Here is a 19,445-nt window from a genome sequence, read left to right as displayed (position 1 = left end):
CCATGGCCCTCGGCTTCATCAAAAAAGTCTTTTCGTTCGGCAAGGACAAGGCCGAAGCGGAAGAGCGGCCGCAGGAGGATGCTGCGCTTAAGCACGGCAATGAAAACGCCTCCTTCGAAGCCGCGCTGAGTGATGCTGAAACGCATGACCCCGTCGACAGGGACCCGGTTTCCGAACTGGAAATGGAGACGGCCGGCGGCCCGGCCCCTGACGAGGCGGAAGATCTAGCTTCCTCCGGCGAAAATGAAGACGAGGACGCGCCGCTTCTACCTGGCGCCGAGCTTTCTGGTGATATGGGCCTGGTGCCGCTGTCGCTGCTGCAGGCGGAAGCCGCTGCCGAAGGGCAGGCCGAGCTCACTCCAGAGTCTGACGACGTCGTGCTTGATCCTGATGCGATGGATGCGCTGCTTGACGAGGCGGAAGCAGCGACCGCACCTGAACAGGCTACGGTTCCGCCAGCCCTGCCGAAAGGCTTTTCGTCCGCCAGTGATCGGCAGGAGCCGGCACCTATCGCGCCTCAGGTAAAACTGACGTGGTTCCAGCGCCTGCGGGCCGGTCTTGCCCGCACCTCTACGCAGCTGACCACGCAGATTTCTGCACTCTTCACCAAACGCAAGCTGGATGAAGACACGCTCGACGAACTCGAAGACCTTCTTATCCAGTCCGATCTTGGCGTCGAGACCGCCATGCGCATCACCGGCGCCCTTTCTTCGGAGCGTTATGGCAAGGATGTAAGCGGTGAGGATGTGGCGCGCATCATGGCGGGCGAGATCACCAAGGTCCTGAAGCCTGTCGCCAAGCCGCTGGAACTCGATCTGTCGCACAAGCCACATGTCATTCTCGTGGTCGGCGTCAACGGCACGGGCAAGACGACGACCATCGGTAAGCTCGCCGCCAAGCTTTCCGGTTCTGGCCTCAAGGTGATGCTGGCGGCGGGGGATACGTTCCGCGCAGCGGCCATCGAACAGCTGAAAATTTGGGCAGATCGGACCGGGTCGGAATTCATCGGTACCAAGCTGGGTGCGGATGCGGCTGGTCTTGCCTATGACGCGTACGAGCAGGCGCGGGCGCAGAAGAGCGATGTGCTCATCATCGATACCGCGGGCCGTTTGCAGAACAAGACGGAACTGATGGCAGAGCTGGAAAAGATCGTGCGCGTGCTCGGCAAGCTCGATCCGGATGCGCCGCACACCGTGCTGCAGACTCTGGACGCAACGACGGGCCAGAACGCCATGAACCAGGTGGAAATATTCCGCAACGTCGCGGGCGTTTCTGGCCTGATTATGACAAAATTGGATGGCACGGCGCGGGGCGGTATCCTCGTCGCCATCGCTGCAAAACACAAGCTGCCGGTTTATTTCATCGGCGTGGGTGAAGGTATTGACGATCTGGAGCCCTTCGAGGCGGAAGATTTCGCCAAGGCCATTGCGGGAGTTTGAGTATGGATATTGAAAGCAATTCCAAGGAAAGCGAAAAGATGGTGGCGGAAATCAGCCCGCTCCTGAAATTCGTGCTCGAACTTGGCCCGCTCGTCGTCTTCTTTTTCGCCAATTCGCGTGGCGAATGGCTTGCCACTACTTTTCCGGTTCTGACAGAGTTCGGTGGCCCGATCTTCATCGCTACCGGCCTGTTCATGATCGCGACGGCGATCGCACTCTCCGTTTCGTGGGTGCTGACGCGCAAGCTGCCGATCATGCCACTGATTTCGGGCATCGTTGTTTTCGTTTTCGGCGCTCTGACCTTGTGGTTGCAGAACGACACGTTCATCAAGATGAAGCCGACCATCGTCAACACGCTATTCGGCGTCATTCTGCTGGGCGGCCTGTTCTTCGGGCAGTCGCTGCTCGGTTACGTCTTCAATTCCGCCTTCAAGCTGACGGATGAAGGCTGGCGCAAGCTGACCCTGCGCTGGGGCATCTTTTTCCTCTTTCTGGCGGTGCTGAACGAGGTTGTCTGGCGCATGTTCTCTACAGACACCTGGGTAGCCTTCAAGGTCTGGGGCACGATGCCGATCACCATCATCTTCACCATGGCGCAGATGCCTCTCGTCATGCGCCACTCGGTGGAGCCGCTTAACAAGGACGAGAAATGACAGTTGCGGAGATGCCGGCTTCCCGTTCGCGTTCGCTCAAATGGTTCGGCGTGGCCGCCGGGCTGCTTCTCCTGCAGATCATCATTCTCTACGCCATGGGTCGCATTCCTATCTGTGAATGCGGTTATGTGAAGCTGTTCGAACCGGGCGTGAACACGCCGGGCAACTCCCAGCACATCGCTGACTGGTACACGCCGTCGCATATCATTCACGGCTTCCTTTTCTATTGGTTCGCGTGGCTGCTGTTCCGTAACAAGCCGCTTTCCATGCGGCTTTCCCTTGCGGTTCTGGTGGAGGCCGCTTGGGAAATTCTAGAAAATTCGCCCATCATCATCGATCGCTACCGAACCGCGACCATGGCGCTGGGGTACACGGGCGACAGTATCCTGAATTCGGCGATGGATACGATTTTCATGGCCCTTGGTTTCCTCTTCGCTGCTCGGGTGCCGGTCTGGTTGACGGTCCTGATCGCCATCTTCTTTGAAATCTTCACCGGCTGGCTGATCCGCGATAATCTGACGCTCAATGTGGTCATGCTCGTCTGGCCGGTAGACGCGATCAAGGAATGGCAGAACGCGCTGCCGCAAATGTGATCGGGCGCCGCCCCAAGCCTCCTGCGGGAACTGCGCGAAAGTATTTCATCATATGCAGGTTTTCTTAATGGCGTTCGGCTAAGCTTCGGGTTCAAAAGCTCGTCTCTTTATCCGGCAGAACCCCCTTGCAAGATAATTTCGCCTATCTTCTTCCCTTCATCATGCTGACATTCGGCGTGGTGTTTCTGTTCCTGCAGCGGATTGGCCATGCTTCGGCCCGTTATTGGGGCTTCGGATATCTATCGGCGGCTTTCGGTTTCGCGACGCCGCTTGTTTTGGGCGGTCTGCCGTTTGAAGTGCAGGCGATCCTGTCGAACCTGCTCTTCTTTTCTGCCTTCTTTCTGTTTGGCCACGCATTGCTCACGCATTTCGAGCAGCCGCTTTATACCAAGGCGCGGCTGTCAATCGTCATCGTCGCGGCGCTGTTGGTCTCCTTTCACGTTGTGGTGACGCCGGATTTGAAGCGTGAACTTGTGATCGGCGATCTCATTTGCGCCCTGTTGCTTGCCATCCCGGTTTGGGTCGTGCGCAAGCGGCCGGTAACGCTCGTAGACAGGATGATGGTGGCAATTGCCGCTCTTGTGGTCGCGGAAACGCTGGTGCGCATCGGCGCGCTTCTGGTCATGACGCCGAACGGATCGATGATTGAGCTCAGCGAATTCTTCGAATCCGACTACGCGTTCTACATGCAGCTGACGGCCAGCATTTTCGGTTTCCTGCTGGCTTTGTCCGTCCTTGCGAGCCAGGTTTCGGTCACCGTCGACAGGCACCAGCATGCGGCTGAACACGATCCGCTGACGGATGTGCTGAACCGGCGCGGCTTTGATCGCCATGTCCCCGACTTCCGCAACGAAACACCCGATGGAGCCGTCATCACCTGCGACATCGACCACTTCAAGCGCATCAACGACATTTACGGCCACGCGGCAGGCGATATCGTTCTGATTAGCCTGTCTGATCTCCTCAGGAGGCATACTTCCAATGGTGCGCAGGTGGCACGTTTCGGCGGCGAAGAATTCGTGGTCTTCCTGCCGAGACAGACGGCGGCGGCGGCCGGTCAGGTGGCGAATGCCATACGCGCAGCGTTTTCGTCGCTCGACTGGAAAAACCGCGGCATCTTGGATCAGATCACGGCGAGCTTCGGCGTTTCAGCCATCGCAAGAGGTGATCACTCCATTCACGATGCCATCAAACGGGCCGATGACAGTCTCTACGCCGCAAAACGTGGTGGTCGTGATCAGGTGGTGCTGGAGGGCGCGCGGTTGCCGGCTGAGGGACCGTCGCTCAGGGTCATTTCCGGCAGGTGATCCGTTGCGGGCTCGCTATTGTCCGGCTGCGGCCGCAATCGCTGGCATGAGGTCACGCTCGATGCTGCGCGCATCGAATGGTCCGACCTTCTTGAACAGGATCGTCCCGTCCCTACCGACCAGATAGCTTTCAGGAATGCCATACACACCCCAGTCGATCGCCGCCTTTCCGGTGGGATCGACGCCTATCGCGGCAAAAGGGTTGCCGAGTTCGCCGAGGAAGCGCAGGGCATTATCCTGCTTGTCCTTGTAGTTGATGCCAACCACCCTGATGCGGCTGTCCTTCGCCAGCTCCTGCAGCAGCGGATGCTCCTGCCTGCAGGGAATGCACCAGGAGGCGAAGACATTGACCAGCGTCAGCTTGCCCTTGATGGCGGCATCGGTGAGCGCCGGCAGGTTCGAGCCTTCGAGCGGCGGCAGCGACAGGGTCGGCGCTTTCGTGCCGATCAAGGCGGAGGGAATGGCGCTGATATCAAGGCCGTTCACGTCCTGATCATAGAGCATCTTGCCGGCGACGATGGCGAAGCCGCCGAACAGCAGAAGCGGCAGCAACGCCAGCGCATATCTTGCGCGGCCCGTGGTCCTCGCTTTGCCTTCCTGTTTCTGGGTGGCCTGCGTCATTTCCCGTCACCCGTGAAAGTAGCTTTTACCTTGCGGCGCACCCCGGAGGCTTCGAGTTCCTTCAGTTCCCGCTTCCGTGCCTGGCCGTCCATGACGACCCAGGCGATGAGACAGAGAACGACAAGGCCGGTCGTCGCATAGGACATGCCGATGTAAAAGGCGTGTGTCATCCCCTCAGCCCTCCCGGTTGGCGATGCGCGCGGCAAGCCGCCGTTGTGCGGCCACGCGCCGGCGCCAGATTTCATTGCGCATCGCGGCTATATGCAGGGTGAAGAACAGCAGCGTGAAACCGGCCGCCATGGTCAGAAGCGGCCAGAGAAACTCCGCGTCGATGGAGGAACCGCCCATGCGGATGACGCTTGCCGGCTGATGCAGCGTATTCCACCATTCGACCGAAAACTTGATGATTGGGATATTCACGAAGCCGACGAGAATCAGCACGGCGCTGACGCGGGCGGCTCTGGAGGGATCGTCCATTGCCCTGTTGAGGGCGATCAGCCCGAGATACATCAGGAAAAGCACGAAGACGGAGGTGAGCCGCGCGTCCCACACCCACCAGGTTCCCCACATTGGCTTGCCCCAGAGCGAGCCGGTGATGAGCGCAATCAGCGTGAAGGCCGCACCGATGGGGGCTGCCGCCTTGTGGCTGACGTCGGCCAGCGGATGACGCCAGACGAGGGTGCCGATGGCGGAGACCGCCATGACGGAATAACACATCATCGCCAGCCATGCGGAGGGCACGTGCACATACATGATGCGCACGGTGTAACCCTGCTGGTAATCTCCCTCTGAGGTGAAGGACATGTAGAGCCCGGCCGCCAGCACCAGCGCGGTCAAGCCGGCGAGCCATGGCAGGATGCGTGCCGCCAGCGCCAGAAACCGCGTCGGGTTGGCGAGATCGCTGAACCTGGTGATGGAGAAAGTCTGCTCGTTCATGCCGTTTGTGTAACCCGAGAATGGACGCCCCGCAATTGATCCTTGTCAATGATGGTCGGTCAATCATCGCCGGGCAACGTGGACATTGACGCTTTCATCAATCCATACCATTGCGCAGCGCCAAAGCGGCAAAGAAAGGCCCGGTCACGGCTGAAAATAACGTGATCGCGCAGAGAATGAGAAAGGGTGGCAGGAAAGGTGCCGGGTCCTGCACGGCTGCATAGGACGCGCTGACGCCGAAGATCAGCACCGGAATGGCGAGCGGCAGGACGAGGATGGAAACCAGAAGGCCGCCGCGTGGCAGGGCAACGGCAACCGCCGCCCCCACCGCGCCGATGAAGGTGATGGCGGGAGACCCTGCAAGCAGTGTGAGCATCACCGCGCCGATCGCCACCTCGTCCATATTCATGAAAAGGCCGAGAAGGGGCGATGCCAGTACCAGGGGGAGGCCCGTTGATACCCAGTGCGCCATGCATTTGACCAGAACCGTCAGCACCAACGGGGTTTCCTGCATCAGGATGAGATCGAGGGAGCCGTCGTCGCGTTCGGCCTGGAACAGCCGGTCGAGGCCGAGAAGGGCGGACAGAAGTGCACCGATCCAGACGATGGCCGGGCCGATGCGGGCGAGCAGGTTGAGATCGGGGCCGACGCCAAAGGGGATGACGGCAACCACGGTCATGAAGAACAGCACGCCGATCAGCGCGCCGCCGCCGGCGCGGATCGAGAGCTTGAGATCGCGGAGGAAGAGAGCGGTCATTGTTGAGACCTCGGTGGGGTAAGCCGCGTGCGCATCGCCATCACGCCCAAGCCTCCACACCCGCAAACCCCGTCATCTGCAATTCCCGCGCATCCGTTAGCCCCAGGGGCTGATGTGTCGCAGCAATCACGATGCCGCCCTTCGATAAATGGTCTTTCACAAGATCGGTAAACATGTCGTCTGCCGCCCTGTCGAGCGCGGCTGTCGGTTCGTCGAGAATCCACACCGGGCGCCATGCAACGAGAAGTTTTGCCATCGCGAAACGGCGCTGTTGACCGGCGGACAGATAACCGTAGGGCAGGTGGGTAATGCCGGCAAGGCCAATGATCTCGGCTGCTTCATCGATGCTGATGCCAGCTGCACCACGAAAGTCTCCAAGGAAATCCTTCCAGAAGCGCAGGTTCTCGAAAACTGTCAGTTCCGTCTTCATCGCATTGCGATGTCCAAGATAATGGCAAGCCTCTGACGGCCGAATCTCCTCGTCAATCCCTTCGCCGGCTATCTTTACGCTGCCCTGTTCGGGCCGCAACAGGCCGGCCACCGTGCGCAACAGCGTCGATTTTCCCGAGCCGTTGCGGCCGGTCAGCACCAGTGCCTCGCCGTCGCTTAACTTGAAGGAAATATTCATGAATATGAAATCTTCGCCGCGTCGCACGCCAAGATTTTCCGCCGTCAGATGCATGCTGCGGTTCCGATTAAAAATTGCCGCTCGATCATAAAAAAATCGATTAGCGTCGTGGAATGGTCTGGCACGTTTGTCTGAAATTATCTATATGGGTGTCAACACGCCAGCGGCCGGCGTGAACATCATCTTGCGCCGGGCTTGACGATTGCGAGGAGCAATTTTCACGTGCGGACAGCGGAAATGGTCGTACCCGCATCCTGATGTGCATGAGTGCATAGGTGTCCGCACGAACGTGTTGGCTATCAGTGTAAGCGGGGTTTTTATCCATGCCCAAGTCACTCGACAGTTTCAAATGTCGTTCCGTTCTTACCGTCGATGGTAAGGACTATGTCTATTTCAGCCTGCCCAAGGCCGAAGCCAATGGCCTGAAGGGCGTTTCCAAGCTGCCCTATTCCATGAAGGTCCTGCTCGAAAACCTGTTGCGTTTCGAAGACGGCCAATCCGTCACCAAGGACCATATTCTGGCGGTTTCCGAATGGCTCAACAACAAGGGCCTCACCGAAAACGAAATCGCCTACCGCCCCGCCCGCGTTCTCATGCAGGACTTTACCGGTGTTCCCGCCGTGGTCGACCTCGCCGCCATGCGTGACGGTCTCAAGGCTCTCGGTGGCGATCCTGAAAAGATCAACCCGCTGGTTCCGGTCGATCTTGTCATCGACCACTCCGTTATCGTTGACGAATTCGGTACGCCGAACGCCTTTGCCCGCAACGTCGAGCTTGAATATGAGCGCAATGGCGAGCGTTATCGCTTCCTGAAATGGGGCCAGCAGGCGTTCAAGAACTTCCGCGTTGTTCCCCCGGGCACCGGCATCTGTCACCAGGTCAACCTGGAATATCTCGGCCAAACCGTCTGGACCAAGGAAGAAGACGGCGAGACCATCGCTTATCCGGATACTTGCGTCGGCACGGACAGCCACACGACCATGATCAATGGCCTCGGTGTTCTCGGTTGGGGCGTCGGCGGTATCGAGGCAGAGGCTGCCATGCTTGGCCAGCCGGTTTCCATGCTTCTGCCCGAGGTCATCGGCTTCAAGCTGACCGGCAAGGTGAAGGAAGGCGTAACCGCGACTGACCTCGTCCTGACCGTCGTGCAGATGCTGCGCAAGAAGGGCGTCGTTTCGAAGTTCGTTGAATTCTTCGGCCCCGGCCTTGATTCAATGTCTCTGGCCGACCGTGCGACCATTGGCAATATGGGCCCGGAATATGGCGCGACCTGCGGCTTCTTCCCGGTTGACAGCGAAACCATCAATTACCTGACCATGTCCGGCCGTGCGAAGGATCGTATTGCCCTCGTGGAAGCCTACTCCAAGGCCCAGGACATGTGGCGCACCGGCGACGGCTCCGACCTCGTCTTTACCGACACGCTCGAACTCGACCTCGGCGACGTCGTACCGTCCATGGCCGGCCCAAAGCGTCCGGAAGGCCGCCTCCCGCTAGAAACCATCGCGCCGAATTTCGCGACGGCTCTCGAAAACGACTACAAGAAGCCCGGCCAGCTTTCGAGCCGCTACGCTGTCGAAGGCGAGGACTTTGATCTTGGTCACGGCGATGTGGCGATTGCCGCCATCACCTCCTGCACCAACACGTCCAATCCCTCCGTCCTCATCGCGGCCGGCCTTCTTGCCCGCAATGCGGTTGCCAAGGGACTGACCTCCAAGCCATGGGTGAAGACATCGCTCGCGCCCGGAAGCCAAGTGGTTGCCGAATATCTCGACAAGTCGGGTCTGCAGAAGGACCTCGATGCGATCGGCTTCAACCTCGTCGGCTTCGGCTGCACGACCTGTATCGGTAACTCCGGCCCGCTGCCGGCGCCGATCTCCAAGACGATCAACGACAAGGGCCTCATTGCTGCCGGCGTTCTCTCCGGCAACCGCAACTTCGAAGGCCGTATCTCGCCGGACGTGCAGGCGAACTATCTGGCCTCTCCGCCCCTCGTTGTTGCTTACGCCCTTGCCGGTACGGTCCAGAAGGACCTGACCAAGGAGCCGATCGGCAATGATAAGGACGGCAACCCGGTCTATCTCAAGGATATCTGGCCGACCTCCAAGGAGATTCAGGAGTTCATCCTGAAATACGTCACCCGCGAACTTTACGAGACGAAGTACGCCGACGTGTTCAAGGGCGATGAGAACTGGCAGGCCGTTCAGGTGCCGCCGGGCCAGACCTATGCCTGGGACGACAATTCGACCTATGTCCAGAACCCACCCTACTTTGTGGGCATGGGCAAGACGGGTTCGGGTCTCAAGAATATCAAGGGCGCGCGCGTTCTCGGTCTCTTTGGCGACAAGATCACGACCGACCATATTTCTCCGGCCGGTTCGATCAAGGCGGCATCGCCTGCCGGTGCCTATCTCACCGAGCATGGCGTTGGCGTTGCGGACTTCAACCAGTACGGCACGCGTCGTGGCAACCACGAAGTGATGATGCGCGGCACTTTTGCCAACATCCGTATTCGTAACCACATGCTCGGCCCGAACGGCAAGGAAGGTGGCTACACCATCCATTATCCTTCAAAGGAAGAGATGTCGATCTACGACGCGGCCATGAAGTACAAGGCCGAGGGCGTTCCGCTCGTCATCTTTGCAGGTGTCGAATATGGCAACGGCTCATCCCGCGACTGGGCGGCCAAGGGCACCAACCTGCTCGGCGTCAAGGCGGTCATCGCGCAGTCCTTTGAACGTATTCACCGTTCGAACCTGGTCGGCATGGGCGTTGTGCCCTTCGTTTTCGAAGAGGGAACGTCCTGGGCAAGCCTCGACCTCAAGGGCGATGAAATCGTCGAGATCGACGGTCTCGAAGGCGAGATCAAGCCGCGTGAAAAGAAGATCGCCAAGATCACTTACAGCGACGGAACGGTGAAGGAGGTTCCGCTTCTCTGCCGCATCGATACGCTTGATGAGGTGATCTATATGAACAATGGCGGCATTCTGCAGACTGTTCTGCGCGACCTCGCAGCCTGATGTTTGATGGGTGAAGACGCCGGGAGCGATCCCGGCGTCTTTCCATTTTGCGACGCTTTTTTGTGATGCTCGCTCACCCCTTCGTGACTTTCTATTGAAGGGCAATCGACGTTATTTTCCGGTTTACATCCCGGCAGGATTGATTGCATCAATTCGTGTGGATATGGCCCGGACAAAGGTTTTTGTAATGCCCCTGAAATTCCCCCTGTCGATATGTCTTCTCGGCACGCTTCTCGCCACCTCCGCGCAGGCGCAGGAGGCCCTGAAGGGCGTTGTCGAATTGTTCACATCGCAGGGATGCGCCTCGTGCCCGCCGGCGGATGAGGCATTGCGCAAGATGATCCAGAAGGGCGACGTTGTCGGTCTTTCCTACCATGTCGATTACTGGAACTATCTGGGCTGGACGGATTCGCTGGCGTCGAAGGAAAATACCGACCGCCAATATGGCTATATGCGCGCGCTGGGTCGCAACGGGGTCTATACGCCTCAGGCTATCCTGAACGGGCGCGACCACGTCAAGGGCGCGGATGTGCGCGGTATCTATGATCGCCTCGACGCCTTCAAGCGCGAGGGCAAAGGCCTGAGCGTGCCGGTTTCGTCGAAATTTGCCGGTGATGAGGTGGAAATCGACATTGGCGCGGGTCGTGGCAAGGCCGATGTCGTCGTGGCCTATTTCACCCGCGAGCAGACGGTCGACGTTCAAAAGGGCGATAATCAGGGTAAGAAGATTTCCTATTGGCACAGCGTCTATGACGTGCAGACGGTCGGCATGTGGGACGGATCGGCCATGACCGTGAAACTTCCGGCCAGCGTTGTGGCCAAAGTCAAGAAGGGCGGTTGCGCCGTTCTGTTGCAGACCGCCAATGCCGGCGGTGATCCCGCGGCAATTGTCGGCGCAAGCATTCTCTTGGGGAACGAAAATCCGTAATCGCCACTCTGGCGATGGAAGATCCGGTCCGGGCATTGGGGGCTGGGGGTAAAGGGTCAATGCACCGGACCGGGTCATCTTGGTGCCTAGGCATCAATTGACGATAGGACTATTCCATTCAATTCAGGCCATGGTTTGACCGAAATACGGCGAGGCCGATGAAAATGGTTGCCTAAATGGTTACCATTCTTAACCCCCTGCTTTTGACTTCGGCAGAGAAGAGCAGGCGTTTTTCCGATTTTCAATGCAATCTGAATACTGATGACTTCTTGGCGTGGATCCAACGCTTCCTGTTAGGCAAGGGTGCGCAAAGGCTTGCAATTTCGCCCCCCAAAGCTCACACTGCATTGATGATTTGGGTGGAATCGGAGGTTTTGGATGACCGATCAACCGGATGTGCAGCAGGTGCAGACCGCTTCACGCGACAGTTCCACCGTTATCGATCTCCGCGAATACAAGAAAAATAAAGACCCTCTGCCGGTCACCTTTCATCGCCGCGAACTCGACGCGATCCTGCGGATTTACGGCCGTATGGTGGGCGAAGGCGAGTGGCGCGATTACGCCATCGATCATCTGAAGGAAAAGGCCGTGTTCTCGGTCTTCAAGCGTTCGGGTGAAATGCCGCTCTACAGGATAGAGAAAAACCCCAAGCTGGCGGCCAAGCAGGGCGCTTATTGTGTCGTGAATGTGGACGGGCGCATCCTGAAGCGCGGGCACGATTTGCCGCAAGTCCTCAAGGTGTTCGACAAGGTTCTGAAACTGATCGAGTAAAAGGTCGCTGGCCCATCTACCGGTGTCGTGGCGGCGCCAGGATCAAATCGACAAAACCCAAGTCAAACAAAAAGGCGGCCAAGCGGCCGCCTTTCGTATCTCTGTAACGACGACTCTTGTCCTTAGTCGTCGCGGTTCCCGAGGAACTGCAGAAGGAAGGTAAAGAGGTTGATGAAGTCGAGGTAAAGCGTCAGTGCGCCCATGATGGCCTTGCGACCGGCGACAGCGACATCATCCGCATCGAAATACATTTCCTTGATCTTCTGCGTGTCATAGGCAGTGAGACCAGCAAAGATCAGCACGCCGATCGCGGAGATTGCGAACTGCAGGGCAGATGATGCCAGGAAAATGTTGACGATGGAGGCAATGATCAGGCCGAACAGACCCATGATCAGGAAGGAACCCATGCCGGACAGGTCCTTCTTGGTCGTGTAGCCGTACAGCGAGAGCGCGCCGAACGAAGCAGCGGTCACGAAGAACGTCTGAACGATGCTCTGGCCGGTATAGACCAGGAATATCGACGAGAGAGATACACCCATCAGCGCCGCATAGACCCAGAAGGTCGTCTGGGCGGCCGAAACACTCATGTTCTGGATGCGGAAGCTAAGGAAGAAAACCAGCGCCAGCGGTGCCAGCATCACGACCCAGCGAAGCGGGGAGGCAAAAAGCAGCTGGGCAAAGGCAGGATTTGAAGCGGCGAGCGTGTATGTGCCAAACGCCGCAACGCCCGTGATGACCAGAGCCAGCGCCATAAGGTTGTAAACCTTGAGCATGTAGGCGCGAAGACCTTCGTCGATCATCGCACCAGATTGTGCACGCGTCTGCGCCATCCGGTTCTGGTAGTTATTAAAGTCAGCCATTGTTTCCTCTTTTGAGCTCCGTAATTGCTACGGTGTCGGGATACCTCCCGGGCGCCGCTGCGGAGCTTCAGCAAGCCTGCCTGAGAATATGATGGCAGAACGTGTTCGATACAAGGCCTTTTGCGGTCGAAAAAACACCATATGCGCGAAAACCGCTCACGTTTTGGCGATCATTACCAGGAATTAATCGCTAAAGTTAAACGGTGCACAACCGATGGTCACTCGCCTGCCTGTCGCAGAACCGGCGCCGCTTTCTGCCCGAGAATGCGCCATGTGCCGATGAGGCCGATGCCCACGGTCATGACGAGCGCAGCGACGAGCGTACCGATCGCCACATCCGGCAGGAAGCTGGAGGGCAGCTTCATGATGCGGGCGATCACGAACCAGGCGGACACACCGCCGGCAAAAAGCGCGAAGATGGCGGTGGCGAGGCCGAGGATCATATATTCGTAGGAGAACGCGCGGATGAGCATGTTCCGCGTGCCGCCCAGCGTTTTGAGGATGACGGCATCATGCGTGCGGGCGCGGTTGCCGGCCGCAAGTGCACCGGCGAGAACCAGAACAGACGCAATCAGCGCGACAGCGGCTGCCGCGCGGATGGCGGTCGCGAGCTGGCCGACGAGCCGGTTGACGACATCGAGCGCATCCTTCACGCGGACGCTGGTGATCGTCGGATAGGTATTTGTCACGGCGCGCAGAATCCGGCCTTCGTCGGCTGCGGATGCGGAAGGGTCGGCGAGCGTCGCCAGCCACGCGTGCGGCGCGCCGCGAAACGTGTTCGGCGAAAAGACCATGACGAAATTGATCGACAGCGATTCCCATTCCACGTTGCGCAGATTGGCGATTTTGGCCGTGATGCTGCGGCCAAGGACATTGACGGTGACACTGTCGCCGATCTTGAGGCCCAGATCACCGGCCTCCTTGGCCGCAAATGATACCAGCGGTTCGCCGGAGTAATCGGGAGCCCACCATGTCCCCTCCGTCAGCGTCGCGTTTTCGGGAATGGTTTCGGAATAGGTAATGCCGCGGTCGCCACGCAGAACCCAGCGGCCTGATGACGGGACATCCATTTTGGTCACATCCTGTCCATTGAGGGCAAGGATGCGGCCGCGGAGCATGGGTACTTCCGTCAGGGTGCCGGCTGGCGCTTCGCGCTTCAGCAGGTCGCGGAAGCCCTGAACCTCGGAGCCCTGAATATCGACGAAGAAGAAATTCGGCGCCTTTTCCGGCAGGCTGTCCGTCAGTTCGCGGCGCAGATTGCCGTCGATCAGCGTCAGCGTCACCAGCAACGTCAGGCCAAGGCCGAGCGAGAGAACCACCGAGGGCGTGAGGGCGCCCGGCCTGTGAATATTGCCGATCGCCAGACGAAGGGCTGCCGAATGGACCCGCGGGCTGCGTTTGGCAATGGCCTTGACGCCCGAGGCGACGAGCCGCAACACCACGAAGGCAAAGGCGATGGCGCCAAGGAAAACCGATGCGATGAAACGGTCCTCCGCCGAAAAGATGGCAAGTGCTGCGAGCGCCGCCAGAAGCATGACCGTTGCCGCCAGATAAGGCCATGACGGCCAGCGGCCTTCTTCAAAACCCTGTTCGCGGAAAAGTGCCGTTGCCGGCACTTCACGTGCCTGACCAAGCGGCACGATGGCAAAGGCGAGCGTGGTCACCAGCCCAAAAAGGGCGGCAAGGCCAAGGGCTCGGGGATAGAAGACGAGTTCGGCCGGGACGGGCAGCACGCCTTCGAGAAAGCGCATGGCGACAAGCGGCGCGACGGCGCCAACCGCAAGGCCGATAACGATACCAACGGCAGCGATGAAAGCGATCTGGAAGAGATAGGTCATGGTGACCACGGAGGCCGGCGCGCCGAGGCATTTCAGCGAGGCAATTGTCGTTCGCTTGGAATCGAGGAAGGCGCGCACGGCGTTGGCGACCCCGACGCCGCCGACGATGAGCGCCGTGAGGCCAACCAGGGTCAGGAATTGCGAGAAACGGTTGACATTGTCGGTAAGCGAGGGTGCTGCGCGGTCGCTGGTGCGGATTGACCAGCCGGCATCAGGAAAGGCCTTGTTGGCCGCGTCCGTCACGTTTGACCGTGCTCCCGGGTCGTTCAGCTTGATCTTATAGGCATGTTCGACAAGGCTGCCGGTCTGGACAAGACCGGACGCAAAAAGCGCATCACGGCTGACCATCAGTCTTGGGGCAAAACCGAAACCATCCGAGAGGGCATCCGGCTCATCGACAACGGTGCCGGTCAGTCTCAGCTTCACATTTCCGAGCAGGACTTCATCGCCGACCTTGATGCCGAGCCGCTCCAGCAGCAGCGGTGCGGCGATCGCACCATAGGCATCACCGTTTGCCGCCAGAAGCTCGCTCAGCGGCCGGTTGGGTTCCGATGTAAACGTGCCGTAGAGGGGATAAGCTCCGTCGACCGCCTTCACTTCTGCCAATGTCTGCTCTGATCCATCGGCGAGACGTGCCATGGAGCGCGTCCCGGTGGAGACCGCAACGGTGCCAAGCCTGTCGAGATAAGACCGCTCTTCCTGTGTCGCCTCCCTGTTGCGAAGCTCGAAGCGCACATCGCCCGCCAGAATGGATTGGCCTTCGGTGGCGATGGCGCTGGTGACGGCGCGCGAGACGGAATTGACGGCGGCAATGGCGCCCGTTCCAAGTGCGATGCAGGCGAGAAAAATGTAAAAGCCCCGAAGGCCGCCACGAATTTCCCGTCGCGCCAGCCGAGCCGCATTTCTGATATTGGAGAACGACGGAAATACGGATCCCATCATGCCGATACCGCCCGTGCCATCTGCGGGCGGGCGCTGTCACCCTCAATTTCGCCGGAACGCACCTTGATCTGCCGGGAGCATCGGGCCGCAAGCGACGGATCGTGGGTGACGAGGACCATCGTCATGCCGCGCTCGGCCTGCTTGGCAAAAAGCAGATCGGCGATCTGCCTGCCCGTATCGGTATCGAGGTTACCGGTCGGTTCGTCGGCGATGAGAACGGCCGGTGAGGGAGCAAGGGCGCGGGCGATGGCGACGCGTTGCTGCTCGCCGCCCGAGAGCTGGCCGGGATAGTGATTGAGGCGCTCGCCGAGACCGACGGCGACGAGCTCGCGCTTGGCGATGTCAAAGGGGTTGGCGACGTTGGCAAGTTCAAGCGGAACGGCGACGTTTTCAAGCGCCGTCATGTTGGCGATGAGGTGGAAGGACTGGAAAACAATGCCGATGTTGCGGCCGCGAAAATCGGCCAGCGCATCCTCGCCGAGCTTGTGCAGCTCGGTATCGGCGATGATGATTTCGCCGCTGTCCAGCCTTTCAAGGCCGGCCAGCACCATCAGAAGTGTGGATTTGCCTGAGCCGGAGGGGCCGACGATGCCGACTGCCTCGCTCTCTCCGATGGAAAGATCGATATTTTTGAGAACGTGAACGGAGGCGGCGGCATTGCCGAGCGTGAGGTCGGCTTTCTTCAGCTCTATGATGCTTTTCGTCACAATTCTCGTTCCTATATAGGGTGATGAAACGGTCTGGCGGTCTATGCGTTCGGTGTTTCACGACAATGGAAACCAAGTTAGGAAAGCCGTGATGAGATTTAAAGCTGCCCTGTTTCACTTCATCGTCATAATCGCAAGCGCGCTTTCCGTCGTTTCCGCGTCGGCTCAGGAGCGGACATTGCAACTTGTCGGCTTCGGCGACAGCCTGATGGCTGGTTATCAGCTTCCTCCGACCGACAGCTACACCGCCCAGCTTGAAGCCGCGTTAAAGGCCAAGGGCATGAAGGTTACCATCACCAACGCCGGTGTCTCCGGTGATACCTCCTCGGGCGGTCTGGCGCGGGCGGAATGGTCCGTTCCCGATGGCACCGATGGCGTCATTCTGGAACTCGGCGCAAACGACACGCTGCGGGGCATCCCGCCTGAGCAGACCGAGAAAAACCTCGATGCGATCATCTCCGGTTTTCAGAAACGCAACATAGCCGTGTTGCTGGTCGGCATTATGGCGCCGCCGAACATGGGCGACGACTATGCCAAGCGTTTCAATCCAATTTTTCAGAGGCTCGCCCAAAAATACAGCCTTCCGCTCTACCCCTTCTTTCTGGATGGCGTGGTGACTGATGATGCGTTGAAACTGGATGACAAGATGCATCCCAACACCAAAGGTGTAGCGATGATGGTCGAGAAATCTTTGCCGGCTGTTGAAAGCTTCATCAACACAATCGGTGCGCAAAAAAAATAAGCACTTGCGCCGGTGTGCATTGCATGATTCGCTATGATTGTTCTGCCAAGAGATTCGGGGAGCTCGCCATGCCGAGACTGTTTACCGCCCTCGAAATTCCGCGCAATGCGGCGATGAGCCTTTCATTGTTGCGCGGTGGTCTGCCGGGAGCCCGGTGGATTGATGTGGAGAATTATCACATAACCCTGCGTTTCATCGGTGACATCGACGGTCGCACCGCCGACGAGGTCGTGGACAGGCTGGACCGGATCGACAGGCCGGAATTCCAGCTCAACCTAACCGGTATGGGCTCCTTCGGCTCGAAGAAGCCGCATTCGATCTGGGCTGGCGTTTCTCCTTCCCCGGAAATGAATGCGCTGCAGGCGGAAATCGAGAGAATCTGCCAGAGGATCGGTCTCCCGCCCGATCCACGCAAGTTCATGCCGCACGTCACCCTGGCGCGGCTTCGCTCGTCGCGCCTTGATGATGTCGTCCACTACCTCTCGGGGCGGGGCAATTTCCGCACCTCGCCCTTCACGGTCGGCCGTTTCGTGCTGATGTCGTCGAAGGAATCGGTGGGCGGCGGGCCTTACATCGTTGAGGAGGCCTTCCCTCTCCACGAGGCGCGGTCGAGCTCCGTCTTTTCAAGCAGCGATCTGCATCCCGTCAAAAGCATGGTGTAGACGCGGAGGAACCCATTCTCGGCCCCATAGTAGGGGTCGGGGACGTCCTGCGAGCAGCCTGTGGCATATTCCATGAAGAGGTGGATTTTGTGCCGGTGCTCGGGCGCGCTTGTTTGAAGCAGGTTTGCCAGATTGGTTCGGTCCATCGCCAGTATCAGATCGAAGGTCTGGAAATCTGTCTGGTTGACCTGCCTTGCCCGCTGCCGTGAAATATCGGTTTCGTGCCGGCGTGCGATGGCGATAGACCTAGGGTCAGGCGCGTCACCTGCGTGCCAGCCGCCGGTGCCGGCCGAATCGATGGTATACTGGCCCTTTAAGCCCGGCTCGTCACACAGCTTTCTCAAAATGCCTTCGGCGAGCGGGGAACGGCAGATATTGCCCATGCAGACAAAAAGAATAGCTGTATGTTTCATGGAAGATGCGTCGATCCGGTCGTTGAAGCGTTAAGAGGTCTGAATTGGAGGTTAGTTCATGAAATATCCCAGACTGGAACCTGACGCCATAGAACAGGGGCTTTCAAAGCTGGAAGGCTGGTCTTTGCGAGAAGATGGCGCGGCCATTGTCCGTGCGTTCAAGTTCGCGAGTTTTGCGGAAGCTTTCGGCTTCATGGCCGAGGCGGCGCTCGCCGCGGAGAAGCTCAATCATCATCCTGAATGGTCGAATGTCTATTCACGCGTGAAAGTGTGTTTGACCACGCATGACTCTCAGGGCGTCACGGAACGGGATTTCCTTCTTGCGGAGGCCATGCAGAAAGCGGCGGCCGGGCGGGGGAATTGAACGGCGGCCTTTCAGACCCATATAATAGCCGTGACCAGAGGACCGTCGATCATGGATGATGTGAAAATCGGTGAAATTCTCCTGCCGGGTGAAACCGACAAGCAGCGTGAGCGCGAAGAGGTTGTTCGGGCCAAGTTCTGGCCGAAACTGAAGCGCGTCATGGCGAAGGTGCCGTTTGCCCGCGATGCGGCCGCTGCCTATTACTGTGCAGTCGATCGCGACACGCCGCTGCGCGCCAAGGGCATTATCCTGGCTGCGCTCGCCTATTTCATCATGCCATTCGATGCCGTGCCGGACATGCTGGCGGTCGTCGGTTTTACCGATGATATTGCAGTCATCACCGCAGCTCTCGCGATGATCCGCGCCCATATCAAGATGGAGCATTACGATGCGGCCGACGCCATGTTGAAGAGGCAACAGGAAGCGGAGTAACGCCTCTGTGATGCCGCGCAATGGTGCTGCCGGGTGCCTGACAAATTCTTGCCTGAATTTGTGTGTCATACACAAGACTGAAGGGCGTATTTGCGCCCTTTTCCTCAGGGCGTCGGGAGTCGCCAATCTGTAACACTGCAAGACGTTTCCGGCTTTTTATGCATGTTGTTGACGGTTTGGTAACCGCTTCCCGACCACAATGAGAAAAGACGATCCGCACCTGAACGTGGCCGATCCAGACTCTGGGCTCGCCGATGCTTCGGGCCAATGGAAGACAATAACCCGGCAGGAAATTTCATGTTTGTAAGAAGTGTAGCAACCGCAGCGGCCATTTTGCTGACCAGCGTCGGCGTAGCATCTGCACAGTCGCCCACGCGTATCCAGCAGTTCAATGCCTGGGGTGCGTATTCGTACAAATCGGGCAACAGCACCGTCTGCTACGTTCTTTCCATCCCCACCTCCAAGGAACCGGCCAGCGTCGACCACGGCGATATCTTCTTCATCGTCTCACAGCGCCCTGGCCAGAATATCTCGTATGAGCCGCAGGCCATGGTGGGTTACCCGCTGAAGCAGGGTTCCAAGGTCAATGTGACGATCGACAACAAGAACTTCGTCATGTTCACAAAGGACAAGGCTGCCTGGGTTGAAAACGCGGCTGAAGAGCCTGCTCTCGTGGCTGCGATGAAGGGCGGCAAGTCGATGACCGTCAAGGCGGTTTCCGGCCGCGGCACAGCGACGTCCTACTCCTACTCTCTCTCGGGTATTTCGGCCGCTCTCAAGCAGATCGAGAGCTGCAAGTAATTCCGACTCTCTCGGATTTTATAATGGCCGGTCA

The 19,445-nt window shown here is 58.7% G+C and carries 21 protein-coding genes; 12 read left to right on the top strand and 9 right to left on the bottom strand.

Annotated elements, in window-relative coordinates; translation table 11 throughout:
- Positions 1-2: 2 nt before the first annotated feature.
- The 4 genes from ftsY to FS804_RS17835 all read left to right on the top strand — a co-directional run bounded on the left by ftsY (position 3) and on the right by FS804_RS17835 (position 3,992).
- On the top strand, positions 3-1,439 hold the full coding sequence (ftsY, locus tag FS804_RS17850; RefSeq protein WP_144578234.1) for a signal recognition particle-docking protein FtsY: 1,437 nt from the start codon (positions 3-5) through the stop codon (positions 1,437-1,439).
- A gap of 2 nt (positions 1,440-1,441) precedes the next feature.
- Positions 1,442-2,092 carry a septation protein A gene (locus tag FS804_RS17845; protein ID WP_063951440.1) on the top strand — a complete coding sequence of 217 codons (651 nt, stop codon included), beginning with the start codon at positions 1,442-1,444 and terminating at the stop codon, positions 2,090-2,092.
- Positions 2,089-2,685 carry a DUF2585 domain-containing protein gene (locus tag FS804_RS17840; protein ID WP_144578233.1) on the top strand — a complete coding sequence of 199 codons (597 nt, stop codon included), beginning with the start codon at positions 2,089-2,091 and terminating at the stop codon, positions 2,683-2,685. Before FS804_RS17845 ends, FS804_RS17840 begins: the two co-directional genes overlap by 4 nt.
- A gap of 125 nt (positions 2,686-2,810) precedes the next feature.
- Positions 2,811-3,992, top strand: a complete 1,182-nt coding sequence (locus FS804_RS17835; RefSeq protein WP_186376885.1) for a diguanylate cyclase — start codon at positions 2,811-2,813, stop codon at positions 3,990-3,992.
- 15 nt (positions 3,993-4,007) lie between these two features.
- Here the strand turns inward: FS804_RS17835 and FS804_RS17830 are convergent, their stop codons facing one another.
- From FS804_RS17830 to ccmA, 5 genes are all read right to left on the bottom strand, one after another.
- Positions 4,008-4,613, bottom strand: a complete 606-nt coding sequence (locus FS804_RS17830; RefSeq protein ID WP_144578231.1) for a DsbE family thiol:disulfide interchange protein — start codon at positions 4,611-4,613, stop codon at positions 4,008-4,010.
- Entirely contained in the window at positions 4,610-4,783 is a 174-nt protein-coding gene (ccmD, locus tag FS804_RS17825) for a heme exporter protein CcmD (RefSeq protein WP_144578229.1), read from the bottom strand. Before ccmD ends, FS804_RS17830 begins: the two co-directional genes overlap by 4 nt.
- Before the next feature lie 4 nt (positions 4,784-4,787).
- Complete coding sequence (locus FS804_RS17820; protein WP_144578227.1) at positions 4,788-5,549, bottom strand: heme ABC transporter permease; 762 nt, start codon at positions 5,547-5,549, stop codon at positions 4,788-4,790.
- A gap of 97 nt (positions 5,550-5,646) precedes the next feature.
- A complete protein-coding gene (gene ccmB / locus FS804_RS17815) occupies positions 5,647-6,306 on the bottom strand; it encodes a heme exporter protein CcmB (protein ID WP_144578225.1) in 660 nt (219 codons plus the stop codon).
- 40 nt (positions 6,307-6,346) lie between these two features.
- Positions 6,347-6,988 carry a heme ABC exporter ATP-binding protein CcmA gene (gene ccmA, locus FS804_RS17810; RefSeq protein WP_144578223.1) on the bottom strand — a complete coding sequence of 214 codons (642 nt, stop codon included), beginning with the start codon at positions 6,986-6,988 and terminating at the stop codon, positions 6,347-6,349.
- Positions 6,989-7,257: 269 nt separating this feature from the next.
- On the opposite strand from ccmA, the gene acnA reads away from it, so the two are divergent.
- From acnA to FS804_RS17795, 3 genes are all read left to right on the top strand, one after another.
- Complete coding sequence (acnA, locus tag FS804_RS17805) at positions 7,258-9,951, top strand: aconitate hydratase AcnA (RefSeq protein ID WP_144578222.1); 2,694 nt, start codon at positions 7,258-7,260, stop codon at positions 9,949-9,951.
- A gap of 187 nt (positions 9,952-10,138) precedes the next feature.
- Positions 10,139-10,879 carry a thioredoxin family protein gene (locus FS804_RS17800; RefSeq protein ID WP_063951605.1) on the top strand — a complete coding sequence of 247 codons (741 nt, stop codon included), beginning with the start codon at positions 10,139-10,141 and terminating at the stop codon, positions 10,877-10,879.
- A 378-nt stretch (positions 10,880-11,257) separates the two neighbouring features.
- Positions 11,258-11,650: a DUF2794 domain-containing protein gene (locus tag FS804_RS17795; protein WP_063951431.1), complete on the top strand. Its 393-nt coding sequence runs from the start codon at positions 11,258-11,260 to the stop codon at positions 11,648-11,650.
- A gap of 122 nt (positions 11,651-11,772) precedes the next feature.
- Here the strand turns inward: FS804_RS17795 and FS804_RS17790 are convergent, their stop codons facing one another.
- The 3 genes from FS804_RS17790 to FS804_RS17780 all read right to left on the bottom strand — a co-directional run bounded on the left by FS804_RS17790 (position 11,773) and on the right by FS804_RS17780 (position 15,997).
- A complete protein-coding gene (locus tag FS804_RS17790; protein WP_065656928.1) occupies positions 11,773-12,510 on the bottom strand; it encodes a Bax inhibitor-1/YccA family protein in 738 nt (245 codons plus the stop codon).
- A 218-nt stretch (positions 12,511-12,728) separates the two neighbouring features.
- Entirely contained in the window at positions 12,729-15,290 is a 2,562-nt protein-coding gene (locus tag FS804_RS17785; RefSeq protein ID WP_144578220.1) for an ABC transporter permease, read from the bottom strand.
- Entirely contained in the window at positions 15,287-15,997 is a 711-nt protein-coding gene (locus FS804_RS17780) for an ABC transporter ATP-binding protein (protein WP_063951429.1), read from the bottom strand. Before FS804_RS17780 ends, FS804_RS17785 begins: the two co-directional genes overlap by 4 nt.
- 91 nt (positions 15,998-16,088) lie before the next feature.
- On the opposite strand from FS804_RS17780, the gene FS804_RS17775 reads away from it, so the two are divergent.
- Together FS804_RS17775 and thpR are read left to right on the top strand one after the other, a co-directional pair.
- Positions 16,089-16,739 (top strand): arylesterase, encoded by a 651-nt coding sequence (locus tag FS804_RS17775; protein ID WP_144578218.1) that lies wholly within the window; start codon positions 16,089-16,091, stop codon positions 16,737-16,739.
- Between the two features lie 68 nt (positions 16,740-16,807).
- On the top strand, positions 16,808-17,401 hold the full coding sequence (gene thpR / locus FS804_RS17770) for an RNA 2',3'-cyclic phosphodiesterase (protein WP_144578216.1): 594 nt from the start codon (positions 16,808-16,810) through the stop codon (positions 17,399-17,401).
- Here thpR and FS804_RS17765 read toward each other — a convergent pair.
- Positions 17,308-17,814: a low molecular weight protein-tyrosine-phosphatase gene (locus FS804_RS17765; RefSeq protein WP_144578214.1), complete on the bottom strand. Its 507-nt coding sequence runs from the start codon at positions 17,812-17,814 to the stop codon at positions 17,308-17,310. The two genes, thpR and FS804_RS17765, sit on opposite strands and share 94 nt — an antisense overlap.
- A 58-nt stretch (positions 17,815-17,872) precedes the next feature.
- Between FS804_RS17765 and FS804_RS17760 the strand changes: the two genes are divergently transcribed.
- The 3 genes from FS804_RS17760 (at position 17,873) to FS804_RS17750 (ending at position 19,411) form a co-directional block, all read left to right on the top strand.
- Complete coding sequence (locus FS804_RS17760) at positions 17,873-18,178, top strand: 4a-hydroxytetrahydrobiopterin dehydratase (RefSeq protein WP_063951426.1); 306 nt, start codon at positions 17,873-17,875, stop codon at positions 18,176-18,178.
- Positions 18,179-18,229: 51 nt separating this feature from the next.
- Positions 18,230-18,610 (top strand): YkvA family protein, encoded by a 381-nt coding sequence (locus FS804_RS17755; protein WP_144578213.1) that lies wholly within the window; start codon positions 18,230-18,232, stop codon positions 18,608-18,610.
- A 297-nt stretch (positions 18,611-18,907) separates the two neighbouring features.
- On the top strand, positions 18,908-19,411 hold the full coding sequence (locus tag FS804_RS17750; protein WP_063951424.1) for an invasion associated locus B family protein: 504 nt from the start codon (positions 18,908-18,910) through the stop codon (positions 19,409-19,411).
- Positions 19,412-19,445 lie beyond the last annotated feature (34 nt).

This window comes from Agrobacterium sp. DE0009 (assembly GCF_007680755.1).
GTDB lineage: Bacteria > Pseudomonadota > Alphaproteobacteria > Rhizobiales > Rhizobiaceae > Agrobacterium > Agrobacterium tumefaciens_B.
This window is presented reverse-complemented; position numbering and strand designations above follow the sequence as displayed.

Bases quoted from the DNA above. Each gene is read 5' to 3' on its own strand.
- ftsY (WP_144578234.1), top strand. From the start codon at position 3: ATGGCCCTCGGCTTCATCAAAAAAGTCTTTTCGTTCGGCAAGGACAAG.
- FS804_RS17845 (WP_063951440.1), top strand. From the start codon at position 1,442: ATGGATATTGAAAGCAATTCCAAGGAAAGCGAAAAGATGGTGGCGGAA.
- FS804_RS17840 (WP_144578233.1), top strand. From the start codon at position 2,089: ATGACAGTTGCGGAGATGCCGGCTTCCCGTTCGCGTTCGCTCAAATGG.
- FS804_RS17830 (WP_144578231.1), bottom strand. From the start codon at position 4,613: ATGACGCAGGCCACCCAGAAACAGGAAGGCAAAGCGAGGACCACGGGC.
- ccmD (WP_144578229.1), bottom strand. From the start codon at position 4,783: ATGACACACGCCTTTTACATCGGCATGTCCTATGCGACGACCGGCCTT.
- FS804_RS17820 (WP_144578227.1), bottom strand. From the start codon at position 5,549: ATGAACGAGCAGACTTTCTCCATCACCAGGTTCAGCGATCTCGCCAAC.
- ccmB (WP_144578225.1), bottom strand. From the start codon at position 6,306: ATGACCGCTCTCTTCCTCCGCGATCTCAAGCTCTCGATCCGCGCCGGC.
- ccmA (WP_144578223.1), bottom strand. From the start codon at position 6,988: ATGCATCTGACGGCGGAAAATCTTGGCGTGCGACGCGGCGAAGATTTC.
- acnA (WP_144578222.1), top strand. From the start codon at position 7,258: ATGCCCAAGTCACTCGACAGTTTCAAATGTCGTTCCGTTCTTACCGTC.
- FS804_RS17800 (WP_063951605.1), top strand. From the start codon at position 10,139: ATGCCCCTGAAATTCCCCCTGTCGATATGTCTTCTCGGCACGCTTCTC.
- FS804_RS17795 (WP_063951431.1), top strand. From the start codon at position 11,258: ATGACCGATCAACCGGATGTGCAGCAGGTGCAGACCGCTTCACGCGAC.
- FS804_RS17790 (WP_065656928.1), bottom strand. From the start codon at position 12,510: ATGGCTGACTTTAATAACTACCAGAACCGGATGGCGCAGACGCGTGCA.
- FS804_RS17785 (WP_144578220.1), bottom strand. From the start codon at position 15,290: ATGATGGGATCCGTATTTCCGTCGTTCTCCAATATCAGAAATGCGGCT.
- FS804_RS17775 (WP_144578218.1), top strand. From the start codon at position 16,089: ATGAGATTTAAAGCTGCCCTGTTTCACTTCATCGTCATAATCGCAAGC.
- thpR (WP_144578216.1), top strand. From the start codon at position 16,808: ATGCCGAGACTGTTTACCGCCCTCGAAATTCCGCGCAATGCGGCGATG.
- FS804_RS17765 (WP_144578214.1), bottom strand. From the start codon at position 17,814: ATGAAACATACAGCTATTCTTTTTGTCTGCATGGGCAATATCTGCCGT.
- FS804_RS17760 (WP_063951426.1), top strand. From the start codon at position 17,873: ATGAAATATCCCAGACTGGAACCTGACGCCATAGAACAGGGGCTTTCA.
- FS804_RS17755 (WP_144578213.1), top strand. From the start codon at position 18,230: ATGGATGATGTGAAAATCGGTGAAATTCTCCTGCCGGGTGAAACCGAC.
- FS804_RS17750 (WP_063951424.1), top strand. From the start codon at position 18,908: ATGTTTGTAAGAAGTGTAGCAACCGCAGCGGCCATTTTGCTGACCAGC.